At 71.4% G+C, this 19,793-nt stretch carries 15 protein-coding genes and 1 rRNA gene; 7 read left to right on the top strand and 9 right to left on the bottom strand.

What is annotated here, in order from left to right; genetic code table 11:
* Positions 1-12: 12 nt before the first annotated feature.
* The gene (gene secA, locus ABZ404_RS20130; RefSeq protein WP_358836704.1) at positions 13-2,829 is read right to left on the bottom strand and encodes a preprotein translocase subunit SecA; all 2,817 of its coding nucleotides are present in this window, start codon (positions 2,827-2,829) and stop codon (positions 13-15) included.
* 195 nt (positions 2,830-3,024) lie between these two features.
* Between secA and ABZ404_RS20125 the strand changes: the two genes are divergently transcribed.
* On the top strand, positions 3,025-3,693 hold the full coding sequence (locus ABZ404_RS20125; RefSeq protein ID WP_358836705.1) for a GNAT family N-acetyltransferase: 669 nt from the start codon (positions 3,025-3,027) through the stop codon (positions 3,691-3,693).
* Positions 3,694-3,948: 255 nt separating this feature from the next.
* Positions 3,949-5,118, top strand: a complete 1,170-nt coding sequence (locus ABZ404_RS20120) for a crosslink repair DNA glycosylase YcaQ family protein (protein WP_358836706.1) — start codon at positions 3,949-3,951, stop codon at positions 5,116-5,118.
* Positions 5,119-5,167: 49 nt separating this feature from the next.
* On the opposite strand, the gene ABZ404_RS20115 is transcribed toward ABZ404_RS20120, so the two are convergent.
* From ABZ404_RS20115 to mtnA, 7 genes are all read right to left on the bottom strand, one after another.
* Positions 5,168-5,920 (bottom strand): response regulator transcription factor, encoded by a 753-nt coding sequence (locus ABZ404_RS20115; protein WP_358836707.1) that lies wholly within the window; start codon positions 5,918-5,920, stop codon positions 5,168-5,170.
* A 223-nt stretch (positions 5,921-6,143) separates the two neighbouring features.
* On the bottom strand, positions 6,144-6,833 hold the full coding sequence (gene raiA, locus ABZ404_RS20110) for a ribosome-associated translation inhibitor RaiA (RefSeq protein ID WP_358836708.1): 690 nt from the start codon (positions 6,831-6,833) through the stop codon (positions 6,144-6,146).
* 314 nt (positions 6,834-7,147) lie between these two features.
* Complete coding sequence (locus ABZ404_RS20105; RefSeq protein WP_358990634.1) at positions 7,148-7,906, bottom strand: ComF family protein; 759 nt, start codon at positions 7,904-7,906, stop codon at positions 7,148-7,150.
* Between the two features lie 294 nt (positions 7,907-8,200).
* Positions 8,201-10,090, bottom strand: coding sequence for an LpqB family beta-propeller domain-containing protein (locus ABZ404_RS20100; RefSeq protein WP_358835989.1), 1,890 nt, complete (start codon positions 10,088-10,090; stop codon positions 8,201-8,203).
* Entirely contained in the window at positions 10,080-12,125 is a 2,046-nt protein-coding gene (gene mtrB / locus ABZ404_RS20095) for an MtrAB system histidine kinase MtrB (RefSeq protein ID WP_358835990.1), read from the bottom strand. The genes ABZ404_RS20100 and mtrB overlap by 11 nt, the downstream gene beginning before the upstream one ends.
* Before the next feature lies 1 nt (position 12,126).
* Positions 12,127-12,816 (bottom strand): two-component system response regulator MtrA, encoded by a 690-nt coding sequence (mtrA, locus tag ABZ404_RS20090; RefSeq protein WP_188278465.1) that lies wholly within the window; start codon positions 12,814-12,816, stop codon positions 12,127-12,129.
* A 4-nt stretch (positions 12,817-12,820) separates the two neighbouring features.
* Positions 12,821-13,969, bottom strand: a complete 1,149-nt coding sequence (gene mtnA / locus ABZ404_RS20085) for an S-methyl-5-thioribose-1-phosphate isomerase (RefSeq protein ID WP_358835991.1) — start codon at positions 13,967-13,969, stop codon at positions 12,821-12,823.
* A gap of 155 nt (positions 13,970-14,124) precedes the next feature.
* Here mtnA and ABZ404_RS20080 point away from each other — a divergent pair, with 155 nt between their 5' ends.
* From ABZ404_RS20080 to ABZ404_RS20060, 5 genes are read left to right on the top strand one after another with little or no spacing between them, the layout of a single operon-like run.
* Positions 14,125-15,360: a hypothetical protein gene (locus ABZ404_RS20080; protein ID WP_358835992.1), complete on the top strand. Its 1,236-nt coding sequence runs from the start codon at positions 14,125-14,127 to the stop codon at positions 15,358-15,360.
* Positions 15,361-15,364: 4 nt separating this feature from the next.
* A complete protein-coding gene (locus ABZ404_RS20075; RefSeq protein ID WP_358835993.1) occupies positions 15,365-16,081 on the top strand; it encodes a DUF4129 domain-containing protein in 717 nt (238 codons plus the stop codon).
* The gene (locus ABZ404_RS20070; RefSeq protein WP_358835994.1) at positions 16,078-17,283 is read left to right on the top strand and encodes a DUF4350 domain-containing protein; all 1,206 of its coding nucleotides are present in this window, start codon (positions 16,078-16,080) and stop codon (positions 17,281-17,283) included. Before ABZ404_RS20075 ends, ABZ404_RS20070 begins: the two co-directional genes overlap by 4 nt.
* Positions 17,280-18,263 (top strand): MoxR family ATPase, encoded by a 984-nt coding sequence (locus tag ABZ404_RS20065; protein WP_358835995.1) that lies wholly within the window; start codon positions 17,280-17,282, stop codon positions 18,261-18,263. The genes ABZ404_RS20070 and ABZ404_RS20065 overlap by 4 nt, the downstream gene beginning before the upstream one ends.
* A 10-nt stretch (positions 18,264-18,273) precedes the next feature.
* The gene (locus tag ABZ404_RS20060; RefSeq protein WP_358835996.1) at positions 18,274-19,584 is read left to right on the top strand and encodes a DUF58 domain-containing protein; all 1,311 of its coding nucleotides are present in this window, start codon (positions 18,274-18,276) and stop codon (positions 19,582-19,584) included.
* A 121-nt stretch (positions 19,585-19,705) separates the two neighbouring features.
* Here the strand turns inward: ABZ404_RS20060 and rrf are convergent.
* Positions 19,706-19,793: ribosomal RNA gene (rrf, locus tag ABZ404_RS20055) — 5S ribosomal RNA — on the bottom strand; the annotation flags it as partial.

The following is a 19,793-nucleotide window of genomic DNA, read 5'->3' as shown; positions in this document are numbered from 1 at the left end:
CGCGCGGTGCCCCTACTTCTTGCGGCGACGGCCGCCCGTGCTCTTCTGGGCCTTGCGGCGCTCCGCGCGGGTCATACCGTCGGCCTCGGAACGGGCCGGCTCGTCGCCGTTGTCGAAGTCGCCCTCAACGACACCGCCCTCGCCGTCCACCGTCGGCGCCGAGAAGTGCAGCCGGTCCGGGCGCTGCGGGGCGTCCAGGCCCTTGGCCCGGATCTCCGGACGCGCCCCGGCGGGCTCCTTCTCCAGCGACGGCCGGTCGGACGGCGCCGCGTCCTCGACCGGCACCTCCTCGACCTGCTGCTCGACCTGGACCTCCAGGTTGAACAGGTAGCCGACGGACTCCTCCTTGATGCCGTCCATCATGGCGTTGAACATGTCGAAGCCCTCGCGCTGGTACTCGACCAGCGGGTCCTTCTGCGCCATGGCCCGCAGGCCGATGCCCTCCTGGAGGTAGTCCATCTCGTAGAGGTGCTCGCGCCACTTGCGGTCGAGCACCGAGAGGACCACGCGCCGCTCCAGCTCACGCATGATCTCGGAGCCGAGCTGCTCCTCGCGCGCCGCGTACTGCTCGTGGATGTCGTCCTTGATGGACTCGGCGATGAACTCGGCGGTGATGCCCGCGCGGTCGCCCGCCGCCTCCTCCAGCTCCTCCACGGTGACCTTCACCGGGTAGAGCTGCTTGAAGGCGCCCCACAGCCGGTCCAGGTCCCACTCCTCGGCGAAGCCCTCGACGGTCTCCGCCTGGATGTAGGCGTCGATGGTGTCGTCCATGAAGTGCTGCACCTGCTCGTGCAGGTCCTCGCCCTCCAGGACGCGGCGGCGCTCCCCGTAGATGACCTCGCGCTGGCGGTTGAGCACCTCGTCGTACTTCAGGACGTTCTTGCGCGTCTCGAAGTTCTGCTGCTCGACCTGCGACTGGGCCGACGCGATCGCGCGCGTCACCATCTTGTTCTCGATCGGCACGTCGTCCGGCACGTTGGCCATCGACATCACGCGCTCGACCATCTGGGCCTTGAACAGGCGCATCAGGTCGTCACCGAGCGACAGGTAGAAGCGGGACTCGCCCGGGTCGCCCTGACGGCCGGAGCGGCCGCGCAGCTGATTGTCGATACGGCGCGACTCGTGGCGCTCGGTGCCCAGCACGTACAGACCGCCGAGCTCCTTGACCTCCTCGAACTCCGCCTTGACGGCCTGCTCGGCCTTCTCCAGGGCGGCGGGCAGCGCCTGCGCCCACTCCTCGACGTGCTCCACCGGGTCCAGGCCGCGCTGGCGCAGCTCCGCCTCGGCGAGGTCGTCCGGGTTGCCGCCGAGCTTGATGTCGGTGCCTCGGCCCGCCATGTTCGTGGCGACAGTGACGGCGCCCTTGCGGCCGGCCTGGGCGACGATCGTCGCCTCCCGGTCGTGCTGCTTGGCGTTCAGCACCTCGTGCTGGATGCCGCGCTTGGAGAGCTGCTGCGAGAGGTACTCGGACTTCTCGACCGAGGTGGTGCCGACCAGGATCGGCTGGCCCTTCTCGTGCTTCTCGGCGATGTCGTCGACCACCGCGTCGAACTTGGCGACCTCGGTGCGGTAGATCAGGTCCGACTGGTCCTTGCGGACCATGGGCTTGTTCGTCGGGATCGGCACGACGCCCAGCTTGTAGATCTGATGGAACTCGGCGGCCTCGGTCATCGCCGTACCGGTCATGCCGGAGAGCTTGTCGTAAAGGCGGAAGAAGTTCTGGAGGGTGATCGTGGCGAGGGTCTGGTTCTCGTCCTTGATGTCCACCCCTTCCTTCGCCTCGATCGCCTGGTGCATGCCCTCGTTGTAGCGGCGGCCGGCGAGGATACGGCCGGTGTGCTCGTCGACGATCATGACTTCGCCGTCGATGACGACGTAGTCCTTGTCCTTCTTGAACAGTTCCTTCGCCTTGATGGCGTTGTTCAGATAACCGACGAGCGGGGTGTTCACCGACTCGTAGAGGTTGTCGATGCCCAGCCAGTCCTCGACCTTGGCGACGCCCGGCTCGTGGATGGCGACGGTGCGCTTCTTCTCGTCGACCTCGTAGTCGCCGGTCTCCTCGATGCCCTTGAGCGGGTTGCCCGCCTCGCCCTTGGTGAGGCGGGTGACCAGCTTGGCGAAGTCGCCGTACCACTTGGTGGCCTGGTCGGCCGGGCCGGAGATGATCAGCGGCGTACGCGCCTCGTCGACCAGGATGGAGTCGACCTCGTCGACGATCGCGAAGTTGTGACCGCGCTGGACGAGCTCCTCCTGGGACCACGCCATGTTGTCGCGCAGGTAGTCGAAACCGAACTCGTTGTTCGTTCCGTACGTGATGTCGCAGGCGTACTGCGCGCGGCGCTCGGCGGGCGACATGTTGGCCAGGATGCAGCCGACCTCGAGGCCGAGGAACTTGTGCACCCGGCCCATCATCTCGGAGTCGCGCTCGGCCAGGTAGTCGTTGACCGTGATCAGGTGCACGCCCTTGCCGGAGAGCGCGTTGAGGTAGGCGGGGAGCGTGCCGACGAGGGTCTTGCCCTCACCGGTCTTCATCTCGGCCACATAGCCGAGGTGCAGGGCCGCTCCACCCATCATCTGGACGTCGTAGTGACGCTGGCCGAGGACGCGCTTGGCGGCTTCGCGGACGGTGGCGAAGGCTTCCGGGAGCAGGTCGTCCAGGCTCTCCCCGTTCGCGTACCGCTCCTTGTACTCGTCGGTGAGGGCACGGAGCTCGGCGTCGGAGAGGTTCACGAAGTCCTCTTCGATGGAGTTGACCTGGTCCGCGATGCGGTGCAGCTTGCGCAGGATCTTGCCTTCGCCTGCACGCATGAGCTTTGAAAGGACGGACACGGGGGTTGGTCTCCTTGCCGGTCGGGCCTGGCGCGGTCGAGTACGGTTGATTACTTCTGGGCAACGGCCATCGTATGCGAGGACCCGCCCGCGCCGGGAGGTCTGCCATGACGACAACGGACCGGGCGCCCGGAAGGTGCCGGGAAACACGAAAAGCCCTGGCGTCCGCTCCGGTCCCGCGCGGAGAATCAGCCGATGGACCCAGTCACTCTCACCACCGGACGCCTGCTGCTGCGCCCCGTCGGCCCGCAGGACGCGGACGACACCTACGTGGCCTGTCAGGACCCCGACATCCAGCGATGGACGACCGTCCCCTCCCCCTATCTGCGCGAGCACGCCGAGGCCTTCACCGGCACCTTCGCCCCCAACGGCTGGCGGGACGACTCCGACTACACGTTCGCGGTACGTCTGCGGGTGACCGCGGGGGCGGATGAGGCTCACGGGGGCCGTGGGGCAGCCGAGACGTCAGGGTCTCCGAAGAGTCCCGCTGGGGCCGTGGGGGCTGCGGAGGCGGAGGGCGCGCTGGTGGCGATGGTCGGCCTCATGCGGCGTGGCGAGAACGTCGCCGAGCTGGGGTTCTGGGCGGCCAAGGAGCACCGGGGCCGCGGCTACATGACCGAGGCGGCCCTCGCCGCCGCCCGCTGGGCCTTCGAATCGGCGGGAGTCGAACGCCTGGAGTGGCGGGCGGAGGTCGGCAACACGGCCTCGCGCGCGGTGGCCGAGAAGGCGGGCTTCACCATGGAGGGCACCCTGCGCGCGGGCCTCGTCCACGGCGGCACCCGCCGCGACAGCTGGGTGGGCGGCCTCCTCCCCGGCGACCTGGGCCTGCCCACCACGCGCGCGTACCTGCCCGCGCGGGTGTGAGCCGGGCGGGGATGCCCCGTACGGGAAGGGCGCGTGGGTGTGGGGCGCACGGGCCGGCGTGAGCGGCCCACGGGCGTGAGCGGCGGCTCCCGGGCGTGACGGGCTCGCGGGTGTGAGGGGCTTACGGGAGCGAGGCCCCGGGCGTGTGGGGCTCACGGAAGCGAGGGTCCCGGGCGTGTGGGGCTCCGACCGTGAAGGCCCCGGGGCACTGGCCTCCCCGGTGGATTGTCAGTGCCGGCGTCTATCGTGCGGAGCATGACCAGCCTGCCGCGTCCCGTTGCCCAACTCTCCGCCGACGAGGCCCGTCGCATCGCCCTGCGCGCCCAGGGATTCATGGGCGCGCCCGACCGCAAGGGCGGGGTGCGGGGCGTGCTGCGCCACCTGGGCGCGGTCCAGCTCGACACGATCTCGGTCCTCGCCCGGTCGCACGAGCTGATTCCGTACGCGCGTCTGGGCGCGGTGGGCCGCAAGACGGTGGACACGGCGTACTGGACGGGCTCCCACGCCTTCGAGTACTGGTCGCACGCCGCCTGCATCCTGCCCGTGGAGGAGTGGCCGCACTTCGCGTTCCGCCGCCGCGCCTACCGCACCCGCCCGCAGTGGCACCACGACCTGCCGGACGCGGCGTACCAGCAGGTGATCAAGCAGCTGCGGGCCGAAGGGCCCCTGACCGCGACGGACTTGGGCGGCGCCAAGAACAAGGGCGAGTGGTGGGACTGGTCCGAGTCCAAGGTCGCCGTCGAGCGCGCGCTGATGTACGGCGAGGTGGTCTGCGTCGAACGGCGCGGCTGGAAGCGGGTGTACGACCTCGCCGAGCGCGCCATTCCGGACGTCCACCTGCACGACGAGCTGGACGACGCCGAGTGCCTGCGTCGGCTCGTCGCGCTTGCGGGCCGCTCCCTCGGCGTGGGCACCCGCGCGGACATCGCGGACTACCACCGCCTCAAGGGCGAGCAGGTCGACGCGGTCATCGCCGACTCCGGTCTGGTGCCCATCACCGTCCAGGGCTGGGACAAGGCCGCCTGGGCGGACCCGCAGGCGCTGGCCACCGAGCCGCGCGGACGTCACCGTACGACGCTGCTGTCCCCGTTCGACTCGCTGATCTGGGACCGCGCGCGCACCGAGCGGATCTTCGGCTTCACCCACCGCCTTGAGGCGTACACCCCCAAGCCGAAGCGGGTGTACGGATACTTCGCGATGCCCCTGCTGGTGGGCGGGAGGCTGCTCGGCCGCGTCGACCCCGCCCGCGAGGGCCGCACCCTGGTGGCCAAGCAGGTCTCCCTGGAGACGCCCAAGGCGATCGCCCCGATGGCGCAGGCCCTGCTGGAGGCGGCGCTGTGGGTGGGCTGCGACGCCGTACGGATCGAGCGCGCCGACACACCGGGCCTCGCCCGTGAGCTGACGGCGGCGATAGCGGCGGTCTGAGCCTCCCTGTCCCGGGGAGGCCCCGGCGGGGCGGGCGGGGTGGGGCGGGCTAGCGGATCTCCAGGATCTTCTCGCGCATCGCGTACACCACCGCCTCCATCCGGGAGTGCAGCTGAAGCTTCTCCAGGATGTTGCGGACGTGGTTCTTCACCGTGTTCTCGGAGATGAACAACTCCTTGGCGATGTCCCGGTTGTTCATCCCCGTCGCCACGAGCTTGAGCACTTCGAGCTCACGGTCGGTGAGCCTCGGCGCCGGCACCAGCCGGCGCTCGTCGGTGCGCTGGATCATCGACTTGAACTCGGTGAGCAGCTTCGACGCCATCGACGGACTGATCTGGGACTGGCCGTCCGCGACCGCCCGGATGGCGGTCGCCACCTCGTCGGTGGAGATCTCCTTGAGGAGGTAGCCCGTCGCCCCCGCCTTGATCGCGTCGTAGAGGTCGGCCTCCTCGTCGCTGATCGTCAGCATGATGATCTTCGCGCTGGGAGCGACCTCCTTGATGGAGGTGCAGGCCTCGATCCCTCCGCGCCGCGGCATCCGCACGTCCATCAGCACGATGTCGGGCAGCAGGTCCGCCGCCTTGTCCACGGCCTCCGCCCCGTCGCCCGCCTCGCCGACGACCTGGATGTCCTCCTCGGCGGCCAGCACGATCTCCAGGCCCCGGCGGAACAGCGCGTGGTCGTCGACGACCAGGACCCGGATGGGCTCCTTGCGCGACCCGGCCGCTTCCATGCCGGTGGGAGCACCGTCAGAACCGTCCGGGGCCGACCCGCCGTGCACCGGCCCGAAGCTGTCTGCCATCGTTCCTCCCCCTGAAGGCCATGGCCCGAGTTGGTGTGGCTGCCAACCGCGCTCCGGGGAGAAGCGGTTGGCGTGCGACGCCATGATTTCATGCCCGGCCGACAGAGCGGTGCTCCAGTCGTCGCACAGTGGTGCCCCTGGGGGCGCACAAGGCGCTCCAGGGGCATCACCGCTCTCTGGTACGGCGCGCCGCACGGGTCCGTTCAGCGCGTCGCCCACCTGGTCATCCGCCGAGCGCTCCGCCGGCGCCGCTCGCGTCCTCACCGGCCAGCGGGTCCGTCTCCAGGTGGATCACGCCGTAGTCGTAGGCGTGCCGCCGGTAGACGACGCTGGGGTTCTTCGTCTCGGAATCGACGAAGAGGTAGAAGTCGTGTCCGACCAGTTCCATCTCGTAGAGCGCCTGGTCGAGTGTCATCGGGGCGGCGACATGGTTCTTCTCGCGGACCACCAGCGGTCCTTCGCCCTGTACCTCGACCGATCCCATCCGGGTGACGGGAACGCTCTCCTCCCGCGATCCGCCCACGGGCTCGCCGTTCGCGTTCAACTGGGCCACGCCCGGGACCACGTCGGCCACCTCGGCAGCCGAGAGCCGGCCGTTGCCCCTGCGGGTGTAGCGCTTGTCGTGCTGCTTGCGCAGCCGCGCCTCCAGCTTGCTGTGGGCGAGGTCGAGGGCTGCGTACGGATCGGCCGCCGCCGCCTCCGCGCGGATCACCGGACCACGCGAGTGCAGCGTGATCTCCACTCGGTCGGAACGGTCGGCCTGCCGCGGGTTGTGTTCCTTGGACACCTCGACGTCGAGGCTGATTACCTTGCCGTCGAGCTTCTGGATCTTCTCCAGCTTCAGCTTCTCGGCCACGTGCTTGCGGAACCGCTCGGGTACCTCGGTCTTGCGGCCCTTGACGACGATGTCCACGCAGAACTCCGTTCCCGGATTACTCCGCCTCAACCGCGGAGCATCTCCCTCTTGCACCAGACTCCGGTGGGCACCGGAGTCTCGGACTGGGCGACTTTCACCTCCTCCTCCCCCGTGGGGAAGATCGCCACCCCACCGACTTCAGGGTCAGGGAAGTACCCAGAAGCGAGGCCGTACATTCCGTGAGGCCGGCTGTCGCCATTCCTCACAACCGAACATAGCTCGCTCGGACGGATGTCGGCACCCGCTACCAGCACGTACCTCCGTTCAGGTGTTTCATGCGTCTTATCACCTGCAACGATGCAGGTTCCCCGTCAGTTCCGGTTTATTTCAAAAGATGCGAAGGTCGACGCGACGACCGCGGCAGTCGCCCGTCGGTGCGCGAATCCGGGCCTCGCGTACGCCGGAGAACCACCCGCCGCGCCGCCCGTCCCACCCGCCGCGCACGCCACCGCCCGGGCCGCCTCCACCAGCGAGGCACCCGTGGTCATGAGGTCGTCCACCAGGACCACCCGGCCCCGCTCCAGCAGCCTGTCACCGCCCACCGACACCTCCAGCGCCCCGCTCAGATTCGCCAGCCGCTGCCGGGCGCTCAGCCCCGACTGGTCCGCCACCGCACGCCGCTGACGCAGCACCGCCGCCACGCGCGCGTCCGTTCCCGTACGCCGCAGCTCCCCCGCCGCCGCCAGGGCGATCCGGCGCGCCGCGTCATGCCCGCGCGCCCGCACCGCACGCCGCGCCGACGGCACCGGCACGAGCAGCAGCGGCCCGTCCCGGGGCGCTGCCGCGGCCGCGCGCACCGCGCCCGCGAGCGCCTGCCCGAGGACTCCGGCGAGCCCCAGGGCACCGCGTTCCTTGTGCGCGAGGAGCACCGCCCGTACGGCGTCCTCGTAGACCGCCGCCGCGTACACCACCGGCAGTCCCGCGGGCTCGGGGGCAGGTCGGACCCGCCGCGCCCGCACACCGAGCAGCGCCGCCGCGCACCGCTCGCACAGCGCCGTACGGGGACTGCCGCAGCCGCCGCAGGCAACCGGCAGCACCAGCCCGGAGACCTCCTGCCACCATCCCCGCATGGCATCCACTCTGCCAACAGCGAGGCTGCCCGGCCACCCCTGTGGAAAACCGGCGGGAAGCCCCGGCCGGGCGGTTGAAGGCGCCGGGGCACCGCCCTCATGGGAACGGCGGAGCCGGCGGGGTGAGCCGGCCTGCGCCCGAAGGCGCCGAGGCACCGCCCTCACCGGATCGGCGGGGCGGACGGCAGGGCGGCGGCGGCCGACCGGGCCCATGGGGCCGATCGGCCGACCGAGCATCCGGCTGACAGTCGCGGGGCGGCGCGCCTGTCAGCCGGGTCAGTTCGGTCAGCCGGGTCAGCCGGGGTAGACCGGCGAGGACCCCGCCTTGACCGCCGTCTTCCAGTTGGCGCCCGGCGGCAGCCGGACAATGCCGTCCTCCTTGGAGTGCGCCACGAGCGGCAGCCGCTCGTCGTCCGCGGCGGCGATCTCGGTCACCCGGTTGGCGCCCGGCAGATTGCCCGCGGCCGACAGCGAGCCGTCGGTCTGCATGTACCGCAACTGCTGCTGGAGGCCGCCGGTCTCCTTGCCGACCACGACCAGGCGGCTGCGGCCCGCCCAGGACACCGCCGTCACATCCTCCATCTGCGGTGCGCCGGGGCGCAGTTCCACCACGGAGACCTGGGGGTGCTCAGGGTCGCCGATCCGCTCCACGCGGCCGATCCGCAGCGTCGTGCGCCCGCCCTCGTTCACCAGGAGGGCGATCCGTACGCTGTCCGCCGACATCCGCACCTGTTCGATGTGCGCCCCGTTCAGACCGGCGACATCGACCTCCTGCGGCTGTCCCTGGCCGTGGTCGAGGTGGAGCAGCCGGGGGTGGGCCGGGTCGCGGTCGGCCACCCACAGATCGTCGCGGCCGTCCCAACTGGGCGCCGAGAGTCCGTCCTTCGGATCCTTGCTCTGGCTGGTCACCGGCGTCTTCACCAGCTCGCCGTCGGAGACGATCGGCGCCACGTACAGCGAGCGGCCGTCATTCGTCACACCCGCGGCGCGCCTCTCGCCCCGCTCCACCGCCACCGAACGCAGCCGCTGCTCGCCCCGGCCGAACGGTCCGGGGACCAGCTCGGTGACCACGTCCCCGTCCGCGCTCTCGGCACTGTCGGCGCCGTCCGCGCTGTCGTGCTCCCCGGCACGCATCCGCGCGAGCCGCCCCTGCGTGTCCACGAAGTACTGGCCGGGCTTGGGCGAGACGCGCTCCGGGGCGTACTGCTCGGCCTGGTCGCCGCCGAGCACGCACAGCTGCGAGCCGTTCGCCCGGTCCAGCTCGACCTGGCTGACCCGGGTCGCCGTCAGATCCCGCAGGGTGAACAGCAGTTGGGCCGCCATCTTGCGGCACTGACCACCGCCGACGTTGGACGCCCGCTCACTGAGCGGCACCTTGAGCGCGTTGCGGTCGTCGAACGCGAGCGCCTTGGTGCCGTCCTTCAGCGCCGTACCGCTCGGGAAGCGCGAACCCACCACCGGGCGCAGCCAGTTGGTCGGACCCTCCAGCACGGCCATGACCGTCTGGGTGACCAGGTTCATCTGTGTCTCGGGGTCGTTGCGCTGGCGCACGTACACCGGGTCGGCGACCAACCGGTCCTGACCGGAGGCGAAGTAGTACTTGTTGACGGAGCGGTAGATGCGCTGGAAGTCCGACTGGCCGAGCAGCAGCCCCTCGGGCAGCGTGTCGATGCGCCACTCCTTGCCGCTCGCCGTGTTCTGCCGTACGAGATGGATCGTCTCGTTGTACGCCGACTTGGCCCCGGCCGGTTGGTAGGCGTGCTGCTTGTCCACCACGGCGACCGGTCTGCCGGTCACGGTGAACGTGAAACTGGAGCTGTCGCCCTTGTCGCTGGTCCGGCTCGGCTGCGGGTTCGGCCCGTCGGCCAGCACCGTGGTCGCCTGATCCGGCTTCCACGTCCGCGCGGCCTGCGGCGTCAGATACTTGCGCGCCGTCGCGAACTGCGGGTCGTCACTGGTCATCGCCTCCAGGAACCCGTCGACTATCTCGTCCGCGGCCGCCCCCTCACGCGGCGGCACCGCGTACACCTGCACCTGCGAGTCGGCGCGCTGCGAGGCCTGCACCGCGTGCACGTCCCCGCTGTCGGGCATCGACGCGCACCCCGCCACCAGCACACCGCCGCAGCCCAGCAGCGCGGCCGACCGCAGCCGGCGGCCGCGGCCCCTCCCCCGATCAGCGCCCACGAGACGATTCCTCCTGGTCGGCGGCTGCCGGGGCAGCCGCTCTGTCAGCAGCCTGCGATGGTACGGACTCGCCCTCCCCGCGCGCGTCGGTGACCCGCGGCACCACCCTGGCCCCGCCGCCACCGGGCAGCGCGGTCGGATCGGCGGCCGGCCCGGACGTACGCGGCGGGACCGGCGGCCGGGGCGGCACCGGCAGCGAGGAGCGGGTGGCGGCGGGCTGGACCGGCACACTCGCCAGACGCAGTCCGTTGCCCTGCTCGGGCGCCGCGCCCACCCGGGCCCGCTCCCGCGCGGCCCGTGAATCCTCCGGCTCCAGTGGTATCGGAGATCCGCGCAGCGGCTCGTCGGCCGTACGCGGCAGCGTCAGCCGGAACTGGGAGCCGCCGCCGGGCTCGCCCCAGGCCTGGAGCCAGCCGCCGTGCAGCCGTGCGTCCTCGACCGCGATCGACAGGCCCAGACCGGTGCCCCCGGTCGTCCTGGCGCGGGCCGGGTCGGCCCGCCAGAAGCGGTTGAACACCCGGGTCGCCTCGCCGGGCTTGAGCCCGACTCCGTAGTCGCGCACCGCGATGGCGACCGCGCCCCCGGCCGAGCCCATACGCACCACCACGTCCCGGCCCTCGCCGTGCTCCACGGCGTTGACCACGAGGTTGCGCAGCACCCGCTCGACCCGTCGGGCGTCGGCCTCGGCGATGACCGGCTGCTCGTCCCCGACCACCCGTATCCGGGTCCCCTTGCGCTCGGCGAGCGGCTCGGCTCCCTCGATCACCCGGCGTACGACCTCGCGCAGGTCTATCGGCTCGGCCTCCAGGGCGGCCGCCCCGGCGTCGAACCGGCTGATCTCCAGAAGGTCCGCCAGCAGCGACTCGAACCGGTCGAGCTGTCCGGCCAGCAGCTCCGCCGACCGCGCCGTCACCGGATCGAAGTCGACGCGCGCCTCGTGGATGACGTCCGCCGCCATCCGTACGGTCGTCAGCGGCGTCCGCAGTTCGTGCGAGACGTCCGAGACGAACCGCCGCTGCATCCGCGACAGCTCCTCCAACTGCTGGATCTTGAGCTGGAGGTTCTGCGCCATCTTGTTGAAGGCCTCGCCGAGCCGCGCGATGTCGTCCTCGCCGGTGACCTTCATCCGTTCCTGCAACTTGGCCGCGGAGAGCCGCTCCGCGATCTGCGCCGCCATCCGGACCGGGGTGACGACCTGGCGCACCACCAGCCAGGCGATCGCCCCCAGCAGCACCACCAGGAACAGCCCGGCGGTCGCGAGGGTGCCCTTGACCAGGCTGAGTGTCTTCTCCTCCTGCGCCAGCGGGAAGAGGTAGTACAGCTGGTAGGCCTGGCCGTCGACGTCCTTCAGCTTGGTCCCGATGACCAGGCCCGGCTTCGGTTCCTGACCGTCGAGGTACTTGATCGAGGCGTACGTCTTGTACGCCCCCGTGCCCTGGTCGACGTCGTCCCGCAGGCTCTGCGGGACGCTCGCGGCCGGGTCCACACCGCCCGAGGCGCGCGGGCCGCGGTTGCTGGAGCCCGAGTCCTCGGAGTCGGCGCTCAGCGCGACCACGTAGAACGCGCCCTGGCCGCCGCTGGCGAGCTGGGTCACCAGCTCGCTGCGCCAGGTCACCGAACTGCCGGCCCGTCCGTCGGAGCCGTCGTCCTGCCCGCCCGGCGCCGCCGGGGCGCTGGCCTTGTCCTTGGCCACGGCGAAGCCGCCCGCGGACTGGCTCTCGGACGCCTTCTCCTTGGTGACGAGGAGCCCGTTGCGCACCTGACCGATGACAACGAACCCGAGCAGCAGCACCACACCCAGCGACATCAGCAGGGTGGAGGCGACCACCCGCAGCTGGATGTTGCGCCGCCACAGCCGCACGGCGGGCAGCAACGGACGCCGCACCCAGCGCGCGAACAACCGCAGCACGGGGCTGCCGGGCGTGCCCTCCTGAAGGATCCGCCCGCCCCATGACGTCTTTCGTCCCCCACCAGCAGCCCGCCCCCCACGGACCCCGGGCTTCCCGGGCTTCGGAGCAGCACCGCCGCGGGACATGTCAGCTCGGTCCGGCCTTGTAACCGACACCACGGACGGTCACCACGATCTCCGGACGCTCGGGGTCCTTCTCGACCTTCGAGCGGAGCCGCTGCACATGCACATTCACCAGCCGCGTGTCCGCCGCGTGCCGGTACCCCCACACCTGCTCCAGGAGCACCTCGCGCGTGAACACCTGCCAGGGCTTGCGCGCCAGCGCGACCAGCAGGTCGAACTCCAGCGGGGTCAGGGCGATGGACTGCCCGTCCCGCTTCACGGAGTGACCCGCCACGTCGATCACCAGATCGCCGATCGCCAGCTGCTCCGGCGCCGGCTCCTCCGACCTCCTCAGGCGCGCCCGGATACGGGCGACCAGCTCCTTCGGCTTGAACGGCTTCACGATGTAGTCGTCGGCCCCGGACTCCAGGCCGACCACCACATCCACCGTGTCGCTCTTGGCGGTGAGCATCACGATCGGCACGCCGGACTCGGCCCTGATCAGCCTGCAGACCTCGATGCCGTCCCGTCCGGGCAGCATGAGGTCCAGCAGTACCAGGTCCGGCTTGGCCTCACGGAATGCCGCCAGTGCCTTGTCGCCGTCCGCTACGAACGACGGCTCAAAACCTTCTCCACGCAGCACAATGCCGAGCATCTCGGCCAGCGCGGTGTCGTCGTCGACGACAAGGACGCGTCCCTTCATAAACGTCATCATCCCATTAGCTAATCGTTACCTGGCGTGACCTGGCACACAGCTCTCTCAGACCGCCCCCGGTGACGGGCGAGAGAACACCTTCTTCGGTGACGATCGCCGTCACCAGCTCGGGGGGCGTCACATCGAACGCAGGGTTGTACGCCTGCGTCCCCAGCGGCGCCACGGGCAGCCCCCCACCCGCTCCCCATCCGGCCACAGGAGCCTGTGGTCCGGTGAGCTCCGTCACCTCCTGCCCGGGCCGCTGCTCGACCTCGATCGACGCCCCGTCGGGGGTTTCCAGATCCACCGTCGTGACCGGCGCCACCACGATGAACGGGACGTGGTGGTACTTGGCGAGCACGGCGAGCGGATAACTCCCCACCTTGTTCGCCACCGATCCGTCGGCGGCTATCCGGTCCGCCCCCACCAGAACGGCGTCCACCTCCCCCGCCGCGAACAGCGAACCGGCCGCATTGTCGGTCAGCAGGCTGTACGCCATGCCGCTGCGCGCCGCTTCGTACGCGGTCAGTCTGGACCCTTGGAGCAGCGGCCGCGTCTCGTCGACCCACAGCCGCCGCAGCCGCCCCGCCCGGTGCGCGGCCAGCGCGACCGCGAACGCGGTGCCCTCGCCACCCGAGACCAGCCGCCCGGTGTTGCAGTGCGTGAGCACCCGGTGGCTGCCGCCGGGCAGCAGCTCGTCGAGCAGAGCCAGACCGTGGGCAGCCATCCTGACACTCGCCTCCGCGTCCGCCCGATGCAGGGCCCTCGCGGCCGCCAGCGCCGCCGCCCCCGCCTCCCGTGGAGCGGCGCCCTTGTCCAGCGCCGCCTGATACGCCCCGAGCGCCAGGCGCACCCCGTACCCGAGGTTCACCGCGGTGGGCCGCGCCGCCGCCAGCAGAGCCGCGGCCTCCTGGACGTCGTAGCCGCGCACCCCCGCCAGCGCGACCCCGTACGCCCCCGCGATACCCAGCAGCGGCGCCCCACGGACGGCCAGCGTCTGGATGGCCCGCACCAGCCCCGGCACATCCGTGCAGACCAGCTCCACCTCCTCGGCCGGCAGCCGGGTCTGGTCGAGGAGCACCAGCACCGGCCCCTCCGGCGGCTCGTCCCAGCGCAGCTGTTCCAGTCCCGACGGCTCGGAGCCCACGGTGGATCGCACCTCGTGATCAGCCATCCGCCCAGTCTGCCCGGTGAGCCGCCGACAAATGAAGGTGCCAACGAGATACGGGGGCCGGTCCACGGCCCGGAACCGCATGGCACGATGGCTGCCGACCCCAACGTGCCGGCTCGCCGAGCTGGTCCCACGACCAATCCACGAGGTGGACGACCGTGAACGACTCTCCGGGCTGGGCTTCGCCCGGATCGGCCCCCTCCGACGGCGAGGACGCCGGTGCGCCCGGGCAGCCCGAGCCCTCCGACCGGGCCCGCACGTCCTCGCAGTGGTCCCGTAACCAGCCTCCGGCGGGCCAGTGGTCGCCTCCGGCCGCCACCCCGGGCCCGGGCACGCCCCCGCCCCCGCCGGGCCGTCCTGGGCCCCAGCAGGGCGGCTGGGGCCCGCCTCCGCCTCCCGGCGGGCACGGGAACTCCGGCTGGGGGCCCGCGCCGGCCGCCAAGCCCGGTGTCATCCCGCTCCGCCCGCTCGGGGTCGGCGAGATCCTCGACGGCGCGGTGTCGACGATGCGCGCCCACTGGCGCACCGTCCTCGGGCTGACCCTCACGGTCGCCGTGATCACGCAGACCGCGGAGATCCTCGTCCAGCGCTACCTCCTGCCGGACCCGCCGGAGATCGACGCGAACGCCACCGGCGCCGCGGCCGTCGACCAGGCCATGGACCTCCTGCGGTCGAGCATGCTCAGCCTGCTGCCCGTCGGAGCCCTGGCCCTGGTCGGCATGCTCTTCGTCACAGCGGTCCTCACCATCGTCATCAGCCGCTCCGTGCTGGGCCGGCCGGTGACCCTTCGGGAAGCGTGGGCGGAGGCACAGCCGAGGCTGCTGCCGCTGCTCGGTCTGCTGGTGCTGCTGCCCCTGATGGCGGGCGGGATCGTGGGCATCGGCGTCCTGCCCGGCGTGCTCATCGGGTCCGATGCCGGTGCGGCCCTGGCCGGCCTCGGCGGGCTGGCCGCCTTCGTCGTCGTGATCTGGCTGCTGGTCCGGTTCAGTCTCGCCGCGCCCGCGCTGATGCTGGAGCGCCAGGGCCTGGTGCCGTCCCTGCGCCGGTCCGCCAAGCTGGTGCGCGGCGCCTGGTGGCGGATCCTCGGCATCACCCTGCTGACGTACCTCCTGACCTCCATCGTCTCGATGATCATCGCGATCCCGTTCACCGTGACCGGCATGATCGTGGACGACGGCTCCGGCAGCCTCTTCTCGGGGGACGTCGCCGACTTCGGCTGGCCGTTCCTGATCATCACGGGAATCGGCTCCGTGATCGGCGCGGCCATCACCTACCCGATCACCGCCGCGGTGTCCGCCCTGCTGTACATCGACCAGCGCATCCGCCGCGAAGCCCTCGACATCGACCTCGCCCGCGCCGCCAAACTGCCGGGCTACGAGACTTCCGGGAGCTGATGCGGTGTCCGCGACGGGGGGCGCGAGCATGGTGCGGCTGCTGGTCCGAGCGGCCGGTGAACCACCGGTGGACACGCCGCGCGTGCCCGCCCGCGAGGCGGCACGGCGCGAACTTTCCAAGCCGATGTACCACGAGAACGACCCGAACCTCCTGGAGCGCGCCCTCAACCGCTTCTGGGACTGGGTCGGCGGCCTGTTCGGCGCCGCCTCGGGCGCGACCCCGGGAGGCGCGCTCGGCCTCGTGGCCATCGCGGTGTTCGCCCTGGCCCTGATCGCCGCCCTCTGGTGGCGTCTGGGTACCCCGCAGCGCGCTGTCTCCACCCTCGGCGCGGTCTTCGACGACCGTCCGCGCAGCGCGGCGGAGCACCGCGCCACGGCCGAGGCCCACGCAGCCGCCGGCCGCTGGACCCAGGCCGTCCAGGAACGGATGCGTGCGGTCGTCCGCTCTCTGGAGGAGCGCGCCCTCCTCGACCCGCGCCCCGGCCGCACCGCCGACGAGGCCGCCGCCGAGGCGGGCCGTCCGCTGCCCGGCCACGCCGACCGACTCCGCGCCGCCGCGCGCGAGTTCGACGACGTCACATACGGAGGCCGTACGGCGAACCGGGCCGCGTACGACCGTCTGCGCGACCTCGACGACGATCTGGACCGTACGAAGCCGGATCTCAGCGCCCTCGCCCACCACCCCGTGGCGGAGGCGGCTGCCCGAGGAGCGGCCGAATGACCGGCACGCAGACCCCCGCCACCCCGCCCTCGCCCCCTTCCACGTCCACCGACGCCAAGGCCCGTCAGCTCTGGACGCGGAGCCGCGGGGTGCTGCTCGCCGCCGTGCTCCTCCTGGTCGGGGGGATCGCCCTCGCCGCCACCCGCTCCGGCGACCAGCACGGCCGGCTCGACCCCCGCTCGGCGGACCGCTACGGCAGCCGCGCCGTCGCCGAACTCCTGAAGGACCAGGGTGTCTCCACCCACGTGGCCACCACCCTCGACGAAGCCACCCGGGCTGTGGGAGCGGACACCACACTCCTGGTCACGGCCCCGGATCTGCTCACCACCTCCCAGCAGCACCGACTCCACGACGCCGCCGCCAGGTCGGGCGGCCGAACCGTGCTGCTCGCCCCCGGCGCCCCCTCCCTTCCCGTCCTCGCCCCCGGCGTACGGGAAGAGGACTCTGCCTCGGTCGGCAACCGTGAGCCGGACTGCTCCCTGCCCCTCGCCACCCGCGCCGGAAGCGCCGACACCGGCGGCATCCGCTACGCCTCCGAGAACCGGGCCGACGGCGCCTGCTACCCGGCGGGCGGACTGCCGACCCTGCTTCGCATACAAGCCCCGGCCCACGGCGACACCGTCCTGCTCGGCGCCTCCGACATCTTCTACAACCACCGTCTCGACAAGCAGGGCAACGCCTCGCTCGCCCTCCAGCTCCTTGGTTCCCGCCCCCATCTGGTCTGGTACCTCCCCTCGCTCGGTGATGTCTCGGCCACCGACGGCGGTGACCGCAGCTTCTTCGATCTCGTTCCGTCCGGCTGGCTCTGGGCCACCCTTCAGCTCGCGCTCGCGGCTGCTCTCGCCGCCCTCTGGCGAGCCCGACGCCTCGGCCCCCTGGTGACCGAGCAACTCCCGGTTGCCGTCCGTGCGTCCGAGGCCACCGAGGGCCGGGCCCGCCTCTATCGCAAGACCAACGCCCGCGACCGCGCGTCCGACGCCCTGCGTTCGGCCACACGCACCCGACTTGCCCCCCTCCTGGGCGTGCCCGCCGCCTCGGCGCACGCGCCCGAACTCCTCGTCCCCGCCGTCTCCGCCCGGATCCCCGCGCCCGAACGGGACCTGCACGTCCTGCTCTTCGGCCCGGCCCCGGCTGACGACGCCGCACTGGTCCGCCTCGCGGACGAACTCGACGCCCTCGAAAGAGAGGTACGCACCTCATGAGCGACCGAACCCCGGCGACCGCAGCGAACCCGGACACCGCCCGCGCCTCCCTGGAGGCCCTGCGCGCCGAGATCGCCAAGGCCGTGGTCGGCCAGGACTCCGCCGTGACGGGCCTGGTCGTGGCCCTGCTCTGCCGCGGCCACGTCCTCCTGGAAGGGGTGCCCGGCGTCGCCAAGACACTCCTGGTGCGCTCGCTCGCGGCCTCACTCGAACTCGACACCAAGCGCGTCCAGTTCACCCCCGATCTGATGCCCAGTGATGTCACCGGTTCGCTGATCTACGACGCCCGTACCGCCGAGTTCTCCTTCCAGGCCGGCCCCGTGTTCACCAATCTGCTGCTCGCGGACGAGATCAACCGAACGCCCCCCAAGACCCAGTCCTCCCTCCTCGAAGCCATGGAGGAGCGCCAGGTCACGGTCGACGGCACGCCGCGCCCGCTTCCCGAGCCGTTCCTGGTCGCCGCGACGCAGAACCCCGTCGAGTACGAGGGCACGTATCCCCTGCCGGAAGCCCAGCTGGACCGCTTCCTGCTGAAGCTGACGGTGCCCCTGCCCTCCCGGGCGGATGAGATCAATGTCCTGGCCCGTCACGCCGAGGGCTTCGATCCTCGTGATCTCCAGGCAGCAGGAGTCCGCCCCGTCGCGGGAGCCGCCGATCTCGAAGCGGCCCGCGCCGCCGTCGCCAAGACCTCGGTCTCGGCGGAGATCACCGGCTATGTCGTCGATATCTGTCGTGCCACGCGTGAATCCCCCTCACTCAGCCTCGGTGTCTCTCCCCGAGGTGCCACCGCCCTGCTCTCCACCGCCCGCGCCTGGGCCTGGCTCACGGGCCGGGACTACGTCATCCCCGACGACGTGAAGGCCCTGGCCCTCCCCACACTTCGCCACCGCGTCCAGCTGCGGCCCGAGGCGGAGATGGAGGGCGTCACCGCCGACTCCGTCATCACCTCGGTCCTCACCCACGTCCCCGTCCCCCGCTGAGACGGCGGCCGTGGCTCTCACCGGACGCGCTGCGCTGCTCGCTGCTCTCGGATCGGTCCCCGTAGGCGTATGGGCCCCGAGCTGGGCGGGAATGCTCGCGGTCAACGCCCCCCTCACACTCGCAATGATGTGCGACTACGTCCTCGCCGCGCCAGTGCGAAAGCTTCAATTCACCCGAAACGGTGATACATCAGTTCGACTGGGTGACGCGGCTGAAGTCGTCCTCACCGTCACCAACCCGTCCGCCCGCCCGCTGCGGGCCCAGCTCCGCGACGCCTGGCCGCCCAGCAGCTGGCCTTCCCCCGCCGAACAGGACGCCTCCCGCCACACCGTGACAGTCCCGGCCGGAGAACGCCGTCGGCTCACCACAACCTTGCGCCCGACCCGCCGCGGCGACCGCCGCGCCCAGCGGATCACCCTCCGCTCCTACGGGCCCCTGGGCCTCGTCTCCCGGGAAGGCAGCCACCACGTCCCCTGGACCGTGCGCGTCCTGCCGCCGTTCACCAGCCGCAAACACCTGCCGTCGCGGCTCGCGCGGCTGCGGGAACTCGACGGCCGTACCAGCGTGCTGACCCGGGGCGAGGGAACCGAGTTCGACAGTCTGCGCCCGTACGTCCCGGGGGACGACACCCGCTCCATCGACTGGCGTGCCACCGCCCGGCAGAATTCCGTGGCCGTACGCACCTGGCGGCCGGAGCGCGACCGCCACATCCTCATCGTCCTGGATACGGGACGTACGTCGGCCGGTCGCGTCGGAGACATCCCGCGCCTGGACGCCGCCTTGGACGCCTCACTGCTGTTGGCCGCCCTCGCCTCCCGCGCCGGCGACCGCGTCGACCTCCTCGCTTACGACCGCCGCGTGCGAGCCCAGGTACGGGGCCGCTCCGTCGGCGAACTCCTGCCGGCCCTGGTCAACGCCATGGCGCCACTTGAGCCCGAGCTCGTGGAAACGGATGCCCGAGGACTGAGCGCCGCCGCCCTCGCGCACGCCCCTCGACGTTCCTTGATCGTGTTGTTCACCAGCCTGGACGCGGCCCCGGTCGAGGAAGGCCTGCTGCCCGTCCTTCCCCAGCTCACGAAGCGCCAAACAGTCCTGGTAGCGGCGATCGCAGACCCGCGCGTCAAGGCGATGGCGGAGGCCCGCGGCTCTGTGGACGCCGTGTACGAGGCGGCCGCAGCCAGCCGCACTCAGGAGGAGCGCCGCCGCACGGCCGAGCAGTTGAGGCGGCATGGAGTCACCGTCGTGGACGCCACCCCCGATGAACTCGCGCCCGCAGTGGCGGACGCCTACCTGGTCCTGAAGGCCGCAGGTCGGCTCTGAGGGGAATCTGAAGGGGGTTCGAGGGGGGCGTCGGAATGGCCCCCTCGAACCGAATGGGTCCTGAACGCAAAAATGCCTCAACCCCCGGCCCAAAAGGGCACGGGGGTTGAGGCTAAAAATTGTTCGGCGGCGTCCTACTCTCCCACAGGGTCCCCCCTGCAGTACCATCGGCGCTGAAAGGCTTAGCTTCCGGGTTCGGAATGTAACCG

Source organism: Streptomyces sp. NPDC005878 (assembly GCF_040629815.1).
In the GTDB taxonomy this organism is placed as follows: domain Bacteria; phylum Actinomycetota; class Actinomycetes; order Streptomycetales; family Streptomycetaceae; genus Streptomyces.
This window is presented reverse-complemented; position numbering and strand designations above follow the sequence as displayed.